Source organism: Pseudomonas sp. Z8(2022) (genome assembly GCF_025837155.1).
Classification (GTDB): Bacteria; Pseudomonadota; Gammaproteobacteria; order Pseudomonadales; family Pseudomonadaceae; genus Aquipseudomonas.
Genome location: NZ_CP107549.1, coordinates 4,222,523 through 4,241,670 on the forward strand (window position 1 = coordinate 4,222,523; position 19,148 = coordinate 4,241,670).

20 protein-coding genes are annotated in these 19,148 nt (G+C 64.5%); 7 read left to right on the forward strand and 13 right to left on the reverse strand.

The window, feature by feature from the left end; translation table 11 throughout:
* Positions 1-108 precede the first annotated feature (108 nt).
* From OEG79_RS20005 to OEG79_RS20020, 4 genes are all read left to right on the forward strand, one after another.
* On the forward strand, positions 109-1,095 hold the full coding sequence (locus tag OEG79_RS20005; protein ID WP_264146679.1) for a tripartite tricarboxylate transporter substrate binding protein: 987 nt from the start codon (positions 109-111) through the stop codon (positions 1,093-1,095).
* Positions 1,096-1,164: 69 nt separating this feature from the next.
* Positions 1,165-1,617 (forward strand): tripartite tricarboxylate transporter TctB family protein, encoded by a 453-nt coding sequence (locus OEG79_RS20010; protein ID WP_264146680.1) that lies wholly within the window; start codon positions 1,165-1,167, stop codon positions 1,615-1,617.
* A gap of 10 nt (positions 1,618-1,627) precedes the next feature.
* Positions 1,628-3,160, forward strand: coding sequence for a tripartite tricarboxylate transporter permease (locus OEG79_RS20015; protein ID WP_264146681.1), 1,533 nt, complete (start codon positions 1,628-1,630; stop codon positions 3,158-3,160).
* Positions 3,157-4,203, forward strand: a complete 1,047-nt coding sequence (locus tag OEG79_RS20020) for an Ldh family oxidoreductase (RefSeq protein WP_264146682.1) — start codon at positions 3,157-3,159, stop codon at positions 4,201-4,203. Before OEG79_RS20015 ends, OEG79_RS20020 begins: the two co-directional genes overlap by 4 nt.
* A 150-nt stretch (positions 4,204-4,353) precedes the next feature.
* Here OEG79_RS20020 and OEG79_RS20025 read toward each other — a convergent pair whose 3' ends face one another.
* The 6 genes from OEG79_RS20025 to OEG79_RS20050 form a co-directional block, all read right to left on the reverse strand.
* Entirely contained in the window at positions 4,354-5,559 is a 1,206-nt protein-coding gene (locus tag OEG79_RS20025; RefSeq protein WP_264146683.1) for an alpha-hydroxy acid oxidase, read from the reverse strand.
* Positions 5,560-5,621: 62 nt separating this feature from the next.
* Positions 5,622-6,470 carry a fumarylacetoacetate hydrolase family protein gene (locus OEG79_RS20030; RefSeq protein WP_264146684.1) on the reverse strand — a complete coding sequence of 283 codons (849 nt, stop codon included), beginning with the start codon at positions 6,468-6,470 and terminating at the stop codon, positions 5,622-5,624.
* The gene (locus tag OEG79_RS20035) at positions 6,467-7,387 is read right to left on the reverse strand and encodes an NAD(P)-dependent oxidoreductase (RefSeq protein ID WP_264146685.1); all 921 of its coding nucleotides are present in this window, start codon (positions 7,385-7,387) and stop codon (positions 6,467-6,469) included. Before OEG79_RS20035 ends, OEG79_RS20030 begins: the two co-directional genes overlap by 4 nt.
* 66 nt (positions 7,388-7,453) lie before the next feature.
* Positions 7,454-8,476, reverse strand: coding sequence for a TRAP transporter substrate-binding protein (locus OEG79_RS20040; protein ID WP_264146686.1), 1,023 nt, complete (start codon positions 8,474-8,476; stop codon positions 7,454-7,456).
* 99 nt (positions 8,477-8,575) lie between these two features.
* The gene (locus OEG79_RS20045; RefSeq protein ID WP_264148755.1) at positions 8,576-9,853 is read right to left on the reverse strand and encodes a TRAP transporter large permease subunit; all 1,278 of its coding nucleotides are present in this window, start codon (positions 9,851-9,853) and stop codon (positions 8,576-8,578) included.
* A gap of 65 nt (positions 9,854-9,918) precedes the next feature.
* Positions 9,919-10,422: a TRAP transporter small permease gene (locus OEG79_RS20050; protein ID WP_264146687.1), complete on the reverse strand. Its 504-nt coding sequence runs from the start codon at positions 10,420-10,422 to the stop codon at positions 9,919-9,921.
* A 228-nt stretch (positions 10,423-10,650) separates the two neighbouring features.
* Here OEG79_RS20050 and OEG79_RS20055 point away from each other — a divergent pair, with 228 nt between their 5' ends.
* Positions 10,651-12,186, forward strand: coding sequence for a UxaA family hydrolase (locus OEG79_RS20055; RefSeq protein WP_264146688.1), 1,536 nt, complete (start codon positions 10,651-10,653; stop codon positions 12,184-12,186).
* Between the two features lie 158 nt (positions 12,187-12,344).
* On the opposite strand, the gene OEG79_RS20060 is transcribed toward OEG79_RS20055, so the two are convergent.
* Together OEG79_RS20060 and OEG79_RS20065 are read right to left on the reverse strand one after the other, a co-directional pair.
* Positions 12,345-13,325: a GntR family transcriptional regulator gene (locus OEG79_RS20060; RefSeq protein ID WP_264146689.1), complete on the reverse strand. Its 981-nt coding sequence runs from the start codon at positions 13,323-13,325 to the stop codon at positions 12,345-12,347.
* Positions 13,326-13,568: 243 nt separating this feature from the next.
* Positions 13,569-14,174 (reverse strand): glutathione S-transferase, encoded by a 606-nt coding sequence (locus OEG79_RS20065; RefSeq protein ID WP_264146690.1) that lies wholly within the window; start codon positions 14,172-14,174, stop codon positions 13,569-13,571.
* 111 nt (positions 14,175-14,285) lie between these two features.
* On the opposite strand from OEG79_RS20065, the gene OEG79_RS20070 reads away from it, so the two are divergent.
* Together OEG79_RS20070 and OEG79_RS20075 are read left to right on the forward strand one after the other, a co-directional pair.
* Entirely contained in the window at positions 14,286-14,435 is a 150-nt protein-coding gene (locus OEG79_RS20070; protein WP_264146691.1) for a hypothetical protein, read from the forward strand.
* Between the two features lie 112 nt (positions 14,436-14,547).
* Positions 14,548-15,459, forward strand: coding sequence for a LysR substrate-binding domain-containing protein (locus OEG79_RS20075; protein WP_264146692.1), 912 nt, complete (start codon positions 14,548-14,550; stop codon positions 15,457-15,459).
* An 83-nt stretch (positions 15,460-15,542) separates the two neighbouring features.
* On the opposite strand, the gene madM is transcribed toward OEG79_RS20075, so the two are convergent.
* The 5 genes from madM to mdcE form a co-directional block, all read right to left on the reverse strand.
* The gene (gene madM / locus OEG79_RS20080; RefSeq protein WP_264146693.1) at positions 15,543-16,307 is read right to left on the reverse strand and encodes a malonate transporter subunit MadM; all 765 of its coding nucleotides are present in this window, start codon (positions 16,305-16,307) and stop codon (positions 15,543-15,545) included.
* A gap of 5 nt (positions 16,308-16,312) precedes the next feature.
* Positions 16,313-16,714 carry a malonate transporter subunit MadL gene (gene madL, locus OEG79_RS20085; RefSeq protein WP_264146694.1) on the reverse strand — a complete coding sequence of 134 codons (402 nt, stop codon included), beginning with the start codon at positions 16,712-16,714 and terminating at the stop codon, positions 16,313-16,315.
* A gap of 62 nt (positions 16,715-16,776) precedes the next feature.
* Entirely contained in the window at positions 16,777-17,703 is a 927-nt protein-coding gene (mdcH, locus tag OEG79_RS20090) for a malonate decarboxylase subunit epsilon (protein ID WP_264146695.1), read from the reverse strand.
* Complete coding sequence (locus tag OEG79_RS20095) at positions 17,700-18,332, reverse strand: malonate decarboxylase holo-ACP synthase (protein WP_264146696.1); 633 nt, start codon at positions 18,330-18,332, stop codon at positions 17,700-17,702. Before OEG79_RS20095 ends, mdcH begins: the two co-directional genes overlap by 4 nt.
* 9 nt (positions 18,333-18,341) lie before the next feature.
* Complete coding sequence (mdcE, locus tag OEG79_RS20100; RefSeq protein ID WP_264146697.1) at positions 18,342-19,148, reverse strand: biotin-independent malonate decarboxylase subunit gamma; 807 nt, start codon at positions 19,146-19,148, stop codon at positions 18,342-18,344.

Here is a 19,148-nt window from a genome sequence, read left to right on the forward strand (position 1 = left end):
TCCAACAATAGTGTTCGGGCCATGCCCGAACCCTCAGCACGGGCTATCGCGCCCCGCCAACCATTCGATCTGCGCGATCACTAACAATAATTTCAACAGGTGATATTCATGACCTCCATCAAGGCTGGCGCGATGCGCCGCACCTTCAAGTCGTTTTTTCTTTCCGCACTGCTCGTTTCTCCCCTTGCCATGGCGGACTACCCGGAGAAGCCTATCCAACTAATCGTTCCTTGGGCGGCCGGTGGCGGTAGCGACTCGGCAGCACGTGGCATAGCCGCGGCCCTGGAGAAGGAACTGGGCGTCACCATCAACGTGGTCAACCGGGCAGGCGGCAACGGCGTGGTCGGGCACAGCGGCATCGCTACCGCCAAACCGGACGGCTACACGCTGGGCTTCATCACCGGCGAACTGAACATGATGCACTGGCAGGGGCTGACCAAGCTGACCTACAAGGACTACACCCCGATCGCCATGACCAACTATGACTATCCGGGTGTTCAAGTCTCGGCTGACGCGCCTTACAAAAACGTCGGCGAGTTGCTGGAAACCATCCGCAACGAACCCAAGGGCACCATCAAGGCATCCGGTACCGGCCTCGGCGGCATCTGGCACGTAGCCTTCTCCGGCCTGCTGCTGGAGCAGGGCATCGACCCGCAGAAAGTCACCTTCATCCCCAGCGCTGGCGCCGCGCCTGCCATGGTGGAACTGGCTGCCGGCAGCATCCAGTTGGTGCCGACCTCCGTCCCGGAAGCACGCTCGATGATCGAAGCAGGCAAGGCCAAGGGCCTGGCGATTCTGTCGCCAGAGCGCAACCCGGCCTTCCCGGAGATCCCGACCCTCAAGGAAAGCTTTGGCAGTGACTATTCACTGGGCGAGTGGCGCGGCATCGCTGGTCCGAAAAACCTGCCGCCAGAGATCGTCGCCAAGCTGGAAAGCGCACTGGACAAAGCCTTCCACTCCGAGATGTATCAGCAGTACATGTACAAGCTGGGCTTCGGTGCCGAATGGCGCAACACCGCCGACTTCAACGCCTTCCTCGAAGAAAACAATGCCTACATGGGCGATATCATCGAAAAAATCGGGATGAAGCGATAAGTCCCTCCCACAGTTCGGCGCCCTGCGGGGCGCCAACTGCATCTGTTCTGCGGTAAGAGAACTCCCCTCATGAAAGACTTCCTGTTCGGCATCATTTTCATCGCCCTCGGCATCGCCGTATGGCTGATGGCCCGTGAATTTCCCGTGGTGCCCGGCATGCAATACGGCGCCGACTTTTTCCCCACACTGATCGCCATCGGCATGGCCGTAGGTGGTCTGCTACTGGCCATCAGCGGCGCGCGCCAGGCCCTCGCCGCCAGCGCCGAAGGCCGCGCTCCGCGCGCCCCGCTGCCCAGCTTCGCGGTGATCCTGCCGTGCCTGCTGGTGGTGGCTTACATCTGCTTCAGCGAGATCGTCGGTGCCGCCCCCATGATGCTGCTGATCATGCTGGTGCTGCTGCTCCAGCGCGGCGTCCGGGTGCTGCCGGCCATCGCCATCAGCGCCATTTCCACCGCGGTGATCAGCCTGTCCTTCGGCCACCTGCTCATGGTGCCGCTGCCAGTCGGCCCTCTGGGTTTCTGAGGTTACAGTCATGAACGAACTACTCGACGGCATCCTGCTCGTCTTCAATTTCCAGACCCTGCTGGTCATCCTCGTCGCCGCGATATTCGGCGTGTTCGTCGGCGCCATTCCGGGTTTGTCGGCCACCATGGCGGTAGCCCTGCTGGTGCCCATCACCTTCGCCATGGAGCCCACCGCCGCCATCGCCGCGATCATTACCACCTCGGCCATGGCCATCTTCGCCGGCGACATCCCCGGCACCTACCTGAACATTCCCGGCACGCCGGCATCGGCCGCCTACGTCGGCGACTCCGCCGCGCTCGGGCGCATGGGGCGCGCGCGTGAGGCGCTGGGTCTGAACGTCGTCTGCTCGGTGATCGGCGGCCTGAGCGGCACCGTGGTGCTGGTGATGATTGCGCCGTCGCTGGCCGAGTTCGCGCTGAATTTCAGCTCCTTCGAATACTTCTGGCTGGCCGTGCTCGGCCTCGGCAGCGCGGTGTTCATTTCCACCGGCTCGGCAATCAAGGGTTTCCTGTCGCTGATGGTCGGCCTGCTGCTGGCCACGGTCGGCCTGGACCTGGTCACCGGCGCACCGCGCTTCACCTTCGACGTGCCTGACCTGATGGGCGGGATCAACTTCATCCCGGTGATGATCGGCTTCTTCGCCATGTACGAGGTGATGAAGCTCTACGGCCTGCGCAAGGAGCAGGGCGACAGCAGCGATGCCACCCAGCGCATCGCCCCGCAGCACGGCAGTGTGTTCGGCGAAGTGCCCAAGCACCTCAAGCGCTACTGGAAGAATGCCGTGCGCGGCAGCAGCCTGGGCGCCTTCATCGGCGCCTTGCCGGGCGCCGGCGCCGACATCGCTGCATGGATTTCCTACGCGGTCAGCAAGAAGCGCTCGAAGACCCCCGAAGCCTACGGCAAGGGCCACGTTGAAGGCCTGGTTGACGCCGGCTCCGCGAACAACTCGGCAGTGGCCGGTGCCTGGGTACCGGCGCTGGTATTCGGCATCCCCGGTGACTCGATTACCGCCATCGTCATCGGCGTGCTGTACATGAAAGGCATGAACCCCGGCCCTACCATCTTCATGGACAACAGCGCCATGGCCTATGGCCTGTTCACCGCCTTCTTCGTCGCCAACCTGATCCTGCTGCCGATCGGCTACCTGGCCATCCGCAGCGCGCACATCTTCGCCGTCACGCCGATGCGCGTGCTGATGCCGATCATCCTGTGCTTCTGCATCGTCGGCGCCTTCGCCATCAACAACAGCCTGACCGATGTGTGGATCATGCTGGTCTGCGGCATCGTCGCCTACCTGATCGCCAATGCCGACTTTCCCATCGCCCCGGCGATTCTCGGCCTGGTGCTGGGCAACATCCTGGAAACCAACTTCATGACCTCGATGATCAAGGCCGACGGCAACCTGCTGGCCTTCATCGAACGGCCGATCAGCGCCTGCCTGGGCCTGCTCGTCGTGCTTATCGCCCTGTTCCCGCTGCTGGCCAGGTTGTGGCGCGCACGCGGCAACGCTCCCCTGGCCCCGAAGGAAGTCACCGAATGAGTCATATCGCTCCCGAAGCTCTTGAGCGCTTCGTCGAACAGCTGTTTCTCGATGCCAAGGTCAGCCCCGAAGTCGCCGCGGTGGTCAGCCGCGTACTGGTCGAAGGTGACCTGCTCGGCCACTACACCCACGGCGTGAAGCTGGCCCAGGGGTACCTCAAGGACCTGCGCAACGGACACGCCAAGGGCGATGCCGCGCATCTGCAGATCGTCCGTCAGACTCCGGCGGCAGTGCTCTACGATGCCGACTACCTGCTCGGCCCCTATTGCGTGGAGAAGGCCCTGGACTTCACCGCCAAGGCCGCGCGCACCTTCGGCATCGGCGTGGCCAGCATCCGCCGCTCGCACCATATCGCCTGCCTGGCCGCCTACCTGCAGCGCTATACCGACCAGGACCTGATTCCGCTGGTGTTGACCTCCGACCCGGCGGTAGCCTCGGTGGCGCCGCACGGTGGCCTCGACCCGGTATACACGCCGAACCCGCTGGGTATCGGCATCCCCACCGGGGAAAAGCCGATCCTGATCGACGTCAGCATGTCGACCATCACCAACGGCCTGGTCAACAAGACCCACCAAGCCGGCGGCCAGCTGGAGCATGCCGCGCTGATCGGTCCCGACGGCGTGCCGACCCGCGACACGGCCGCCTACTTCGGCACGCCGCAAGGTGCAATCCTGCCGCTGGGCAGCCTGGAGTTCGGCCACAAGGGCTTCGCTCTCGGCACCATGGTCGAGGCCCTGACCGCGGGCCTGGGCGGCTTTGGCCGCAAGGACGGGGTCAAGCAGTGGGGCGCCGCCGTCACCGTACTGACCTTTGACCCGGCCTTCTTCGGCGGCGTCGAGGAACTGAAAGCAGAGATGGACCACTTCGTCGGCGCCTGCCTGGACAGCCGCCCGCGCGTGGCCGGCCAGCCGGTGCGCATGCCCGGTCATGCCGGCATCGCGCGCCGCGCCAGCGCCTTCGAACAGGGTCTGACGCTGCCGGACGACGTGCTCGCGGCGCTGCGCGGCGCTGCCAGCGAGGCCGGTCGCGACTGCCCATTCTGAGAAGGCAGCTGCAGACAAGAGGGGCGCCAGGTGCGCCCCTTTTTCATGGGCGATAAAAAGCAGCCGGGGATGGCGCTGCGATTGGCGAGGGGGGAATAAAAAGCTGCCCCGTACCCTGATTCGTGGGGAGGTACGGGGCAGTTGGGAAAACTAGCTGCGAATGCGCTCGGCCAGCGCACGCCAATGCGACGCGTGGATCAGGTCGGGGGTGAGCTCCTCCAGGCTGCTGCAGCCCAGCAGGCCCAGGGTGCGATCCAGTTCGGTGCGCAGGATATCGATCGCGTGCGCCGCGCCAGGCCCCTTCCCGGCGGCCAGACCGTACAGACCGGCACGGCCGATCAGCACACCGCTCGCGCCCAGGAGCAGGGCCTTGGCGATGTCGCTGCCGCGGCGGAAGCCACCATCGAGGAAGAGCTCCATACGACCCTGGTTGATGCGCGCTACTTCCGGCAGCGTCTCCAGTGCGGAAACCGCGCCATCGAGCTGACGGCCGCCGTGGTTGGACAGCACCACGCCGTCGACGCCGTACTGCAACGCCAGGCGGGCATCGTCCGGGTGGATCATGCCCTTGACGATCAGCTTGCCGCGCCAGATGTCACGCAACCAGGCGATGTCGTCCCAGCTCAGGGTCGGGTCGAGTTCCGCGGCCAGCGCGCTGGCCGCGCCCTTTACCGAATCCTTGCCGGGTGGCAGCAGGTCGCCGAGGTTCTTGAAGCGCGGTACGCCATCGGGCACCAGCACATCCCAGATCCATTCAGGGTGACGCAGCACATCGAGGCGGTTGCGCAAGTCCAGCTGCAAGGGCTTGGCGTAGTTGCGCTTGTCCCACTCGCGGTTACCGAAGATGGCGCTGTCGGTGGTCACCACGATGGCTTCCAGGTTCAGCCGCTTGACCCGCTCAACCAGCTTGGCCACGTGGTCACGGGTTCGATAGAGGTAGATCTGCATCCAGGCGCGCACGCCTTCGACGGCGGCAATATCCTCGATCGAGGTGGTCGAGGCATTGCTCAGCACGAAGGGAATTCCGGCGTCAGCAGCGGCACGCGCCAGGTGCAGGTCGCCGTCACGGGTCAGCAGGCCATTGAAACCGGTCGGGCCGATCATGAACGGCAGCTGCGCGCTACGCCCGAAGAAGCTGCGCTCCAGGCTGCGCTGGCCGACGTCGCGCAGGGTGCGCGGCTGCAGGGTCACGCTTTCGAAGATCGAACGGTTGCGCTTGAGAGTGAATTCATCGTCCGCCCCGCCCTCGACGTACTCGAAGGAGAAGTTGGGCAGGCGTCGGCGGGCCATCTCGCGCAGCTCTTCGATATTCTGCGCACGACGAAAATCGCGCCCCGGATAAAGGCGTCGTTTCATAGTCTGGTCTCTGTACTCGCGAATGACGGGCGGCCGCTGGCCGCCCTGCTTTCAGGCAGCGCCTAGCGACTCCAGGCCACCACGTCCTGGCGCTGCTCGCCGAGGCCGCTGATGCTCAACTGCATGCGGTCGCCGGGCTTGAGGAACTGTGGCGGTTTCATCCCCGCGCCGACCCCGGGCGGGGTGCCGGTGCAAATCACGTCGCCCGGGTTGAGCGTCATGAACTGGCTGATGTAGCTGACGATCTCGTCCACCGAGAAGATCATGGTGCGGGTGTTGCCCTGCTGGCGAATCTCTCCGTTCACGCTCAGTTGCAGATCCAGGTCGCGCAGGTCGCCGACCTCGTCGGCGGTGACCAGCCACGGGCCGATGGGCGCGAAGGTGTCGCAGCCCTTGCCCTTGTCCCAGGAGCCGCCACGTTCGTGCTGGAAGGCCCGTTCGGAGACGTCGTTGACGATGCAATAGCCGGCGACATGATCCAGCGCCTGCTCGCGCTCGACATACTGCGCCTTGCGGCCGATGACGATGCCCAGCTCCACTTCCCAGTCGGTCTTCTCCGAGCCGCGCGGGATGATCACCGCATCGTTCGGCCCGCAGATGGCGCTGGTGGCCTTCATGAACAGCACCGGCTCGGTGGGCACCGGCAGGTTGGATTCCTTGGCGTGGTCGGCGTAGTTCAGGCCGACGCAGATCAGCTTGCCGATATGGGCGATGGGCGCGCCGATGCGCACGCCGGCCTCGACCTGCGGCAGGCTCAGCGGGTCAATGGCGCGCAGTTCATCGAGCGCCCGCGGATCGAGCATTCGTGGGCTGACATCGAGGATGTGCTGCGACAGGTCGCGCAGGCTGCCATCAGCGGCGACCAGCGCCGGTTTCTCCTGGCCCACCGGGCCATAGCGCAACAGTTTCATGCCTTGTTCTCCGGCTGCTCGGCGCGCACGCGGACGCCGTTGATCTCGCCGAGCACGTCGAACAGGCGCGGCACGTATTTGTCGCCGTGGCCGAGCATCTTGGCCAGCATGAAGGTCTGGTACACCGCATCGGAAACCATGCCGGTGGTCGGCGTCAGCTTGGTCAGCTCGGTGTAATAGCGCATGTCCTTCTCGCAGTTGGCCAGGGCGAACTGCTGGCCCGAATCGTCGCCGTGCAGGACGTAGGGAATGATCCGCTCGAAGGTGCGGCTGTAGCCGCCGCTCATGCTGCAGATCTCGGCGAATGCGGCCAGGTCGATGCCGTTCTTCGCGGCCGTGCAGAAGGCTTCGGCGAGGATGGTGGCATTGCCCTGGGAGATGAAGTTGTGGATCACCTTGGCCTTGTGCCCGGAGCCCAGCGGGCCGAGGTGATGGATGGTTTCGGAGAAGCACTCGAGCACTGGGCGCACCTTGTCGAGCACCTCGGCATCGCCGCCGGCGAGCACATTGAGGCGACCGGCCACGGCATCCTTGGGCGTGCGGTTGACCGGCGTATCGAGGTAATGACCGCCGGCAGCCGTGACCTGCGCCGCCAGCTCGGCGGTGCGGTTGGGATCACCGGTGCTGCAGTCGACGACGGTCTGGCCGGGGCGCAGGCCAGCGAGAATACCGGTCTCGCCGGCCAGGGTACGGGCGACTTCGGCAGTGCCCGGCAGGCACAGCAGCACGATGTCGACGGCGCGGGTCAACTCGGCGGCATTGGCGTACTCGCGTGCCCCCTTGCTCACCAGATCCTCGACCGGCTGACGATTGCGGTGCGCCATCACCCCGAGGGCGAAGCCCTTCTTCTGGATATTGGCGGCCATGGCGTGCCCCATCAGCCCGAGGCCGATGAAGCCGACAGTGAGAGCGGTCATAAGTGTTCCACCTTGCGTATGGATACAGCGGCCGGCGCCCGTGCGACGGCCGACTGCGGGTAGGGATTACTGAACGGCGCGAACCTTGGCGATCTCCGCGTTCATTTCGGCCATCAGCTCGGGGCCGTACTCGGCCACCAGCTTCTCGACAGCCGGGCGAACCTGTTCGCGCATGCGCTCGATTTCCTCCGGAGCGACTTCATTGATCTGCATGCCGTGCTTGGCCAGCGCCTCACGCGAACTTACCGCCATCTCGCGAGATACCTTGCGCTCGTAGGCCTGGGCTTCCAGGGACGCACTGCGCACCAGTTCACGCTCGGTTTCGTTGAGCTTGTCCCAGGTGCGCTTGCTGAAGATCGCCACCAGCGGGTCGTAGAAGTGACCGGTCAGCGACAGGTACTTCTGCACTTCGTAGAACTTCGAGGTCTCGATGGCTGCCAGCGGATTCTCCTGGCCATCGACGGTGCGGGTTTCCATCGCGGTGTACAGCTCGGTGAACGACAGCGGCACGACGTTGGCGCCCAGCGCGCGGAACGATTCGATGGCGGTCGGGATCTGCTGCAGGCGTAGCTTCAGGCCCTTGATGTCTTCGAACTTGGTCACTGGATGCTTGCTGTTGGTGACATGACGGAAGCCGTGGTCCCAGTAGCCCAGGCCGACGATTCCGTGCGGTTCCAGCTTGGTCAGCAGGTTCTGCCCGGCCGGGCCGTCGAGTACGGCGTCGACTTCGTCGGTGGTCTGGAACAGGAACGGCAGGCCATACAGCGCAAAGCCCTTCTCGAGGCCGGAGAGCAGGCCCGGGGTGACCAGGGTCATGTCGACGGTGCCGCCCTGGACAGAAGAAATCACCTGCGCATCGCCGCCGAGGGTGCCGCTGGCGAAGACCATCACCTTCATCTTGCCGCCGCTCTTTTCCTTGACGATTTCGGCGAACTTCTGCGCGCCCAGACCGTGCGGGTGATCCTTGGCCTGCACGAAGGCGATCTTGAAGTTGTGGCGATTGATCTCATCGGCCTGGGCATGGGCGGCCGACAGCAGCATCGCGGAGGCGCACAGCAGCGAGGTCAGAGCCTTGGGAATGAATGTCATCAGATAGTCCTCTTGTTTTTATACGTGCCGTTACCGGCATGGATGGGGGCGAAAGCCCTGGCACCGACCATCAGGTGATGGCCGGCACGATATCTGGGGTCAGTACAACCACTGCGCCGGGACCAGCAACAGCTGCGGAAAGACCAGCAACAGGCCGATAATCAGCAACTCGGCCAGCAGGAACGGCAGTACGCCGCGCGCCGTAGCCAGGAAGTCGATCTTGGAAACCCCGGCGACCACGTTGAGCACCAGGCCGACCGGTGGCGTGATGAGGCCGATGGCGCAGGTCATGACGAAGATCACGCCGAAGTAGATCGGGTCGATGCCAGCCTCTACCGCCACCGGCATCATTACCGGCGCCAGGATCAGGATGATCGGCGACATGTCCATGGCCATGCCGATCACCACGATGATGGCGACAATCAGCAGCATCAGCAGACGCGGGCTGTCCATCAGCGGCTCCAGCACTTCGACGACCGAGCTGGGCAGGTCGGCGACGGTGATCATCCAGGCCGCCACCATGGCCGAGGCCACCAGGAACATCACCATCGCCGTGGTCAGCACGGAGGACACCAGCACCTGATACATGCTTTTCCAGGTCAGCTCGCGGTAGATCACCAGCGACACGAACAGCGCGTAGACCGCTGCCACCACACCGGCCTCGGTGGGGGTAAAGACACCGGCACGCAGGCCGACCAGGATGATCACCGGCAGCAGCAGCGCCCAGACACCTTCATAGAAGGCCTTGACCACTTCCTTGAACGGCGCGCGCGGGCGGGTGATCAGGGTCTCGCGGTTGGAAACCAGGTACCAGGCAACGCACAGCGAGACGCCCATCATCAGCCCGGGCGCAATGCCGGCCAGGAACAATTTGGTGATCGACACGTTGGCCGCCACGCCGAACAGAATCAGCCCGATCGACGGCGGCAGAACCGGGGCGATGATGCCGGAGGCGGCGACCAGGCCTGCCGAGGTGGCGCGGTCGTGGCCGACCTTGACCATCATCGGCACCAGCAGCGCGGCCAGGGCAGCCGCATCGGCAGCGGCCGAACCAGACAGGCTGGCCAGCACGCAGGCGGCGAGGATGGTGACATAGCCTAGGCCGCCCTTGATGTGGCCGACCAGCGCGACCGCCATATTGACGATGCGCTTGGACAGGCCGCCGGCATTCATCAGTTCGCCGGCCAGCATGAAGAAGGGCACAGCCATCAGCGGGAAGCTGTCGGCGCCGTTGATCAGACCCTGGGCGACGATCTGCGCATCGAACAGATCCAGGTGAACCATCATGGCCAGGGCGCAAAGGATCAGCGCGTAGGAAATCGGTACGCCAATCGCCATGGCGCCCAGCAGGGATAACACGAAAATCGCGATGATGATCATCACATCACTCCGTTCTTATTATGGGGAGCGCACCGCCCGCGGCAATGCAGGCCAGCGGGCGTCTACAGATGGCTCTCGGTGGCAAGGTCCGGGCGATGGATCTCGCCCCCCAACGCCAGTCGCGCGATCTCGTAGAGGTGAATGACGCAGGCCGACAGGCCGAAGAACACCCCCGCCCCGTAGAACAGCCCCATGGACCAACCCGTCACGGGTGAAGGGACCTGCATGTTGATTTGCGCCTGCTGCCAGCTGCCCCACAAGAACAGACCCGAGCAGGCCAGCATGAGCAGTTGGGAAAGAATCAGACAGCCGCGCTCGCCCCAGGCCGGCATTGCCCGCAGAGCCAGGTCGACGCCCATATGGCCACGCTCGCGCAGAAGGACCACCGCGCCGAGGAAGGTCAGCCAGACGAAGGCCCAGCGCGAAATTTCTTCGGACACCAGGATGCTTTCGTTGAAGGCATAACGCAGTACGACGTTGCCGAACACCATCACCACCATGGTGACCAGACAGATGATCCCCAGCACCTTGAGCAGGGTGAAATAACCGTCAACGAGCCTACGCATGGGGCAAGCCTCCTGAAGAGCGGACAGGGGCAAACGGAAGGGAAAAGGGCAGATCGTCGACGTGCCCTGAGAGATGGGAACAAGCCATCAGCAAAGCCTCACATTGTTGTTTTTGTGCGCTGCCGGGCAGCTATGTGGCGAAGACACTAACATCGGAAATTATTGCGCGCAATGTTCATTTTTGTCAGTATCGGTGCCAGTCGCTCACAACAACAACGAGAACGTGCCATGCAACTCATTACCAACAGCCCGACCGTGGTCATCCTCAGCGATCTCGACTCGGTGGCCGTAGCGCGCCGAGCCCTGGCTCGTGGCAGTCGCGTTGAAACCCTTGATCTAGACGCGTTGGATGATATCCCGGCAGGGCACAAGATCGCCCGCAGGGCGATCGCTGCCGGGCAGGCCGTGCTCAAGTATGGTCAGGTCATCGGCGTGGCCAGCCAGGACATCGCAGCCGGTGCTCACGTGCACACGCACAACGTGTCGATGCCGCAAAACCACGCCAACAATCAACTGCCGCCGCCCATTGCGCGCACCCCGGTACTGCCGCCGGAACAGCGTCGTCGCTTCATGGGTTATCGCCGCCCGGACGGTCGCGTCGGCACGCGCAACTACATCGGCATCCTGTCCACGGTGAACTGCTCGGCCACGGTGTCGCGTGCAGTGGCCGCGCACTTCAATGGCTCCGAACTGCTCAAGCGCTACAACATCGACGGTGTGGTGGCGCTGACCCACGGCAGCGGCTGCGCGATCAACACCGAGTCGGAAGGCTTCAAGTTCCTCGAGCGCAGCATCTGGGGCTATGCCAGCAACCCCAACATCGCCGGCGCACTGGTGATTGGCCTGGGCTGCGAGACCAACCAGATCTCCTCGCTGATGAAGCGCTATAACATCAGCGAAGGCCCGAACTTCCGCGTGTTCAACATCCAGAATGTCGGCGGTACCCGCGCCAGCATCGAGCGCGCTATCGAAGAGGTGACGAAGATGCTGGAGGCCATCGGCCGCCTGGAGCGCACCTCGGAAAGCGTCGAGCACATCATGGTCGGCATGCAGTGCGGCGGTTCCGACGGCTATTCCGGCATCACCGCCAACCCGGCGCTGGGCTACGCAGCCGACCTGCTGGCGCAGCACGGTGGCACCGCGATTCTCAGTGAAACCCCGGAAATCTTTGGCGCCGAACACCTGTTGATCGCCCGCGCCATCAGTCACGAAGTCGGCCAGAAGCTGCTCGACCGTCTGAGCTGGTGGGAGGAGTACACGCGCATCAACGGCGCCGAGCTGAACAACAACCCGTCGCCGGGCAACAAGGCCGGCGGCCTGACCACCATCCTCGAGAAGTCCCTTGGCGCCGCGGCCAAGGGCGGTACCAGCTCGCTCAACGGCGTGTACGAATGGGGCGAGCCGATCACCGAGCGCGGCTTCGTGTTCATGGACAGCCCGGGCTATGACCCGGTGTCGGTAACCGGTCAGGTCGCCTCGGGCGCCAACATGATCTGCTTCACCACTGGCCGCGGCTCGGTATCGGGCTTCAAGCCGGCGCCCTGCATCAAGCTGGCCACCAATACCGAGATGTACCGTCGTCTGGAAGAGGACATGGACATCAACTGCGGCGGCATCATCGATGGCGAGCTGAGCATTGCCGAAGCCGGGCAGAAGATCTTCGACATTCTCATCGACATCGCCTCGGGCGAACCGTCGAAGAGCGAGCTGTACAACTACGGCGACAACGAGTTCGTACCGTGGCAGGTCGGCGCAGTGACCTGATCCTCCGCACGCGAGGCAAACAGAACGGCCGGGACGTCCCGGCCGTTTTCGTTTCCCACACCCGGGCTACGAAGAGCTGGGTATAACCGCACTCACCAGGCAGCAACGGACTGACTCCCCTCTCCCACTCGTGGAGAGGGGCTGGGGGAGAGGGCCGCCTACGCCTCGATCCGTTCCAGATAGGGCACGGCCTGAATGACGTTCTGCTCACGAAACTGCGCCAGGCGCTGCTTGACCTTGCGTTCGGCGATCACCAGGTGCTCTTCCATGCTCTGCGCCGCGAGGTCTGGGCGTCCGGCCTGCAGATTCTCGAAAATGCTCAGGTGCTCACGGAAGAACGGTTCCTCGTCGGGGAAGTAGCGTTTGTCGAGCAGGATGTGCTTGCCCGACAGCAGCAGCGAGTGGGTACGACGCAGGATCTGCAGCATCTGCCGGTTGGGGCACAGGCCCAGGGTCTCGATATGCAGGTCGCTTTCCAGATCGTCGAACTGGCGACTATCCATGTTCGGGTACAGCGCCATCGCCTGATGCAGACGGGAGATGTAGCCTTCCAGGCGTTCGGCTTCGAGAAACTCCGCAGCCCTGATCAACACGTATGGTTCCAGCCGCCGGCGCACTTCGTACAGCTCGCCGAGACGCTCCTCGTCCCACTGGCCAAGCTGCCAGCGCGAGCGCTCATCGCGCTCGACCAGCCCCATCAGCGACAGACGCGTCAGCACCTGGCTGGAGACCGTGCGGCTGATGCCGTAATGGCGCGACAGCTCCAGCTCATTGATGCGATAGGTGCCGAACAGCGACTGATGCAGCAGGTCGCGTTCGATGGTGTCGTACACCGCCTTCCAGCTCTCGGTCTTGCGCGGCGCCCGCGCATCGGCCTCGGCCAGCTGGAAATCGTCTGGGGCCAGCTTGCGCCGCAGCACCGGACCGGGTTTCCCGCCAACCAGATAACCACGGCCATCGAAGGTGCAGATCAATCCGGCCTGGTGCAGGTTGGCCAGGGCCTGGCGGACCGGTGAACGGCTGACACCAAACAGCTCCGCCAACGGTCCCTCGAGCAGCAGCGTGCCCGCTTTCAGACGTCCCTTCTTGATGCTCGCGGCGATGATTTCGAATAGCTGATCGTTGAGATGCTTTTTCATCGTTGTTGTTCGAATCACTCACCTTGTACAGCGCTGTGGGCAATACCGTCCGTTCACGGCGTTCCCCACTGAGCCAGTCCCTTTTAACTTTGCGTGCAATGTACCTTATCTTGAGAGTTGGAACACGACGAAAGCAGGTGAATTGTAAAGGCTTTGTAGGCAAGAGGGTGAATGCAACCATGTACAGCCCTGCAGCTGGCGGCGCTCCGCCATCTGCAAGGGTCTGCTGACGTGGTGAGGCAATCAGGCCGGAGCACTGGCCTGCATCGACGGCCGCTGCGCAAAGGCGCGATAAAAGTTGCTCAGGCCCGGATGCTCGGCGCGCCAGTCGAGATCGGCAAAGCGGAAATCAAGGTAGCCCAAGGCACAGGCTACGGCGATCTGCGCCAGGTCCAACGGCCCGCTCAGTTCCCCGACCTGGCGCTCCAGTTCCGCCAATGACCGCCATACCTTGCCCAGTTGGCCCTCGAGCCAGACGGACGATTGCTGCTCGGGCGTGCGCACCAGTTTCTCGTAGCGCGCCAGCAGCGCGGCGTCCAGCAGGCCATCGGCCAGCGCGGCCAGGCGCAGTACCGGCCAACGTGCGTCGCCGTCCGGCAACAGCCTGGCGCCGTCATGCAGGCTGTCGAGGTATTCGCAAATCACCCGACTGTCGTACAGCGCCTCGCCGCCGTCGGTGAGCAGCACCGGCAGCTTACCCAGAGGATTGAGCGCGTTGACGCGTTCGTTGAGGGTAGTCGGCAACACACTGGTGTCGACCAGTTCGATACGCTCCAGCAGACCGGTTTCCGCGGCCAGCACACGAACCTTGCGGGCGAAGGGTGAGGCAGCGGCATAGAAGAGTTGCATGCATGTGTTCCTGTGTCGTGTTGTGAGAGACCGGCCGACGACTTGGGCTGTGCCTACCTCAACCGGTGTAAATGTCCCATGGTCATCGGGAAAAGGATCAATACGGCGTCCGTGAGCCTGAAATCGCTGGACCCACTGGACCATAACCTTGAGCCGTTGCACTTCGGCTTCCGTGACCTGACGGTGGCGGTCGACCGCTTTCTCGAAGCACGCGGACTGTCCCGCGTGCACCATCGCATTCTGTATGTGATTGCCCGATGACAAACAAGGGGTATTCCACACATCTACGTCTGCAACCAAAGTCGCAACGACCAATCACCGCTGAACCTCGTGGATGCGGCACAATCGCCTATCGCCGGATAAGGACAGGCCGATGCTGATCGATGAAGAACTGACCCTGAAGAAGCTGGAGGTCTTTCTCGCCTTCATGCGCAGCGGCAACCTGGCGCGCGCGGCCAGCGAGTTGCAGACCAGCAACGTCAGCGTGCACCGCGCCATCCACTCGCTGGAAAGCGCGCTGCGCTGTCCGCTGTTCAAGCACGAAGGACGCAACCTGATTCCGCTGGAAAGCGCCTACGTGCTGGAAGAAAAAGCGCAGAAGCTGATTCACGACACCCAGGAGATGGTGCGTCTGACCCGTGAGGCGGCGGGCTTCGGCGCCGAGCGCTTCAAGCTCGGCGCGCTCTACTCGCTGACGGTCAAGACCGTGCCGCAACTGATCATGGGCCTGAAGCTGCGGCGCAGTGAGCTGAATATCGACCTGGTGCTCGGCTCCAATGTCGACCTGCTGTACAAGCTGAAGAACATGGAGCTGGACGCGATCCTGATCGCCCTCGACGACAGCGTCAGCGACCCGGACTGCGAGCAGCTGGCGCTGTTTTCCGACGATATCTTCCTCGCCGCGCCGAACGACTCGCCGTTCGCCGAAAAGGCCGAAGTGGACCTGGCCGATCTGCGCAACGACACCTTCATCACCCTGACCCAGGGCTATGCCACCTTTCGCGACGGCGAGCGGGTGTTCCGGCAGGCGGGTTTCGAACCCAAGGTGGCGATGCAGGTAAAGGACATCTTCACCCTGCTCAGCATGGTCAGCTCCGGTGTCGGCTACGCGCTGCTGCCGGGGCGCGTGGCGGCGGTGTACGAGAACCGCGTGAAGCTGATTCCGCTGCAGGCCAGGTACCACCTGCAGCAGCATATCGGCGTGGTCTTTCTCAAGGCCAAGGAGCGCGACCCCAACCTGCTGGCGCTGCTCGCCGAATGCCGCATGTACAGCCGTCAGGCATAGGGTCAGATGCCGCCGCTGAAGCGCATCCCGCAGGTCAGCGCTTTCACGGAATGAAAAAGCCCGCCATGACGGCGGGCGAAGGTTCAGCCTAGAAGGCCTCGCATCAGAAAGTACAGCAGCGACGGGCCGAGCAAGCAGCCCAGCGCGGTGTAGAAGGCGGCTGTCAGGCAGCCGTAGGGCACCAGTTTGGGATCGGTCGCCGCCAGGCCACCGGCCACGCCGCTGGAGGTACCCATCAGACCACCGAAGATCACCGCGCTGCGCGGGTTGTCCAGGCCGATATAGGGCGCGACGAAGGGCGTGGCCACCATCACCAGGATCGCCTTGATCAGGCCTGCAGCGATGGACAGTGCCATCACATCCGAGCTGGCCCCCAGCGCCGCGCCGGTCACCGGGCCGACGATGTAGGTCACCGCGCCCGCGCCGATGGTGGTCAGACTGACCACATCGGTGTAGCCAAAGGCCATGGCCACCGCCACGCCTGCGATGAAGGACGTGCCGACACCGACAAACAGCGCCAGCACCCCGGCGAAGCCGGCGTGCTTGAGTTCCTCGACACTCACCCCGAAACCGGTGGCGACAATGGCGAAATCGCGCAGCATGGCGCCGCCGAGCAGGCCGATGCCGGCGAACAGCGGGATGTCCACCAGCCCCTTCTGCCCGCCGGTGTAGACGCCACCGATATACGACAGCAGCAGCCCGAGCAGGATGGCGATGGCCGAGCCGTGCAGGCGGCCCCTGGTGAACCTGTCGGAGATCCAGTACGACACCCACATGGTGATGCCGATGATGGCGAAGCCACTGAGCATCCCGTAGCTGGAGAGGACTTTCATCAAGGATTCGTACATGGCAGTCACCGCGGCGCTTTGGTCATGGAGGGAACAGCTTCGTTATCGGGCTTCTTTTGTCCGATACGACTCAGGGCAGGTACCAGCGCGAATCCGATGACGACTGCGGCAGTACCGGCGAGTATCGCCATCGGGCCGCCGCTGAGGGCACCGTAGACGTTCTGCTGGGCGGCCATGGCAACCACGATGGGAATGTAGATGGCGCTCCAGAACTCCACGCCCTGTTCCGACTTGCCGGTGAACAGGCCACGCTTGCTCAGGTAGCTGCCCAGGAGGATCAGCAGCAGCATGGCGATACCGACACCGCCGACGTTGGCGGGTACACCGATGAGTTTGCCCAGCAGCTCTCCGATGAAGATGCCTACCAGGGTGCAGAACGCCAGAAAGGCGACACCGTAGATGATCATTGTTGTTGTCCTCGTCTTACGTATCGAAGTTGTTGTTCTTGTGCTTCGGTAAACGCTACGGCTCAGCGGTCGCGGCTTACCTCCTGACGCAACATGGCGTCGAGTGTATCCAGCCGCGCGCCGTTGAAGGCGACGGCCTGACCAGGTTCGAACACGCGGCGGGCGAGGCCGGTCAGCACGCTGCCTGGAGGCAGTTCCAGGTGCAGGCGCACGCCGCGCTCATAGGCGGTAACCAGGGTGGCCTGCCAGTCGACGACGCGGCTCATATTGAAGGCCAGGTCGTCGCGCAGGGCATCGGGGTCACGGATCGGCCGCGCCGAGCTGCTGCTCAGGTAGCGAACCTGCGGAGTGCGTAGTTCGATGCCTGCGAAGGCCGACGCCAGCTCGCGGGCAGGCGCATCGAGCAGTTCGCAGTGCGACGGCACGCTCATGGCCAGGCGCCTGGCGCAGCCGGCACCCAGCGCGCGGGCGCGCTCGGCCACCTGCGCCATGGCCGCATCGCTACCGGCGATCACCAGCTGGGTTTCGGCATTGATATTGGCCAGGTAAACCGGCCCTTCGGCTTCGGCCAGCAGACGCTCGACGCTGGTCTGGTCGAGACCGAGGATGGCGGTCATGCCGTAACCGCCCGGATAGGCGCGCTGCATCAGCTCGCCGCGCAGAGCCACCAGGCGCACGGCGTCGGCGAGATCCAGCGCCTCGGCCACCACCGCAGCGGCATAGGCGCCGATGGACAGCCCGGCGACATAGTCAGGACGATGACCGCGCTCCAGCAGCAGTCGGGCGGCCGCCACGCCGGCGATCAGCAGGCAGAGCTGCACGGCGCGGGTACTCTGCAGCGCTTCAGTCGAGTCCAGCAGGCGCACGTCCTCATCCAGGGCGATGCAAGCCTGCTCGATACAGGCCTGTACCACGGGCGCTTCCGGCAACCCGTGCAACATGCCGGGCTGCTGCGCGCCCTGGCCGGGGAAGGCCCAGAGCGTGCTCATGCCGCCACCTGCCGCACTTGCCAGGGGTCGCTGACCAGCAGCGGGCCATCCTGGGTTTTCAGCAGAACACGTGGCGCCTCGCCAGCCCATTCGCGCAGCGCCACGGCGCCTTGCGGGGTTTCCAGCTGCAGGTCGACACGGCCCGGCGCCTCATCCAGCACGGCACACAGCACGCGCGCCCAATCGCGGGGCAACTGCTGCGGGGCACGTAGCGACAGATCGAGATCGCTGTCCGGGTGCGCGGCGCTGATGCCGCTGGCCAACTCGAACCCGAGACTGCCGGTTATGCCCCAGCTCAGACCAAGATCGTCGAGACGCGGCGCCAGCTGGCTCAGGGCCCGCAGCGCCGGCCAGTGTGGCTGGGCGTGGTTGCGCCAGCGTCCTGCCCTGGCCACAGCCTGCGGACTGACCAGACGACTGATTTCGCTGATGCGCATCCAGGTGGCGTAGCGCTGTTCACGCGCGCCGCCGCGGACACCGACCGCGACCCAACCGGGCTCGGCCGGAGCACGTCGCACCACAACCGGCACATGCCCGCCCAGGGCGGCGCGAGCCCAGGCCGGCGCCTCCTGTGGCAGGTGCTCGGGGCGCAGGCCCCAGAGCAGGTCATGTGGTCGTGGTGAGTACATGGTCGGCTCCTACCACTGTGCGCGCAGCAATTCGCGCACCTGTGTGGAAGCCGCGCGATTGGTGGCGCCCAAACGTCCCCGCAGATCACGCGGGCCAGAGGCGATATCGGCCAGGGCTCGGCCCAGGGCGCCCTGCACGCGGGCCAGGTCGGCGGCCGTCGGCTGCGTCACCTGCTCCACGTCGAGCACCTCCGACAACAGGCCGAGCGAGGCGTAGCTGTCCAGGTCGTAGGCCATCGGCGGCACGCTGGCGGCCAGCGTCTCCAGCTCGTCGACGCTGCGCAGGGTGATGCGCGCAGCGGCGGCCTTGCCCATGGCATGCACCATCACCCCGGCGTCACGCAGGGCGATCAGGCGGTTGGCCTGGTAGCCGTGGGCGAGGAAGGCGCCGGACATGGCCTTGCCCACCAGCAAACCGATCACCGCATGGCCGGCCAGACGGGCACGGGCATAGGCGTCCACCGCGCCGGCCAGCGCCTGATGAATGCCGTAGGCTTCCTCGCGGCGGCCATAGGCCTGGCTCGGCACGTCGACGATGGCGATCAGCGCCCGCTTGTGCGGGTTGTCGCGATCCGCCTCGATGGCTTCATCTACCGCCTGGGCCAGGCCCCAACCTTCGAGCAGACCGACCTCGCCATTGCGGGCGCGTGGGAAGGGATTGTCGGCATCGGCGATCACCGCCAGATAGCGCACCGCCTGGCCGGCTAGTTCGCCGTCGGCCACCCGCAGCGAGGCAGGCAAACCCTGCAGCGGCCGGTCAGCGCCGGCCAGGGCCTGGAACCAGTGCAGGCCGCGTTGTTCCTGTGCGTTGGTCAT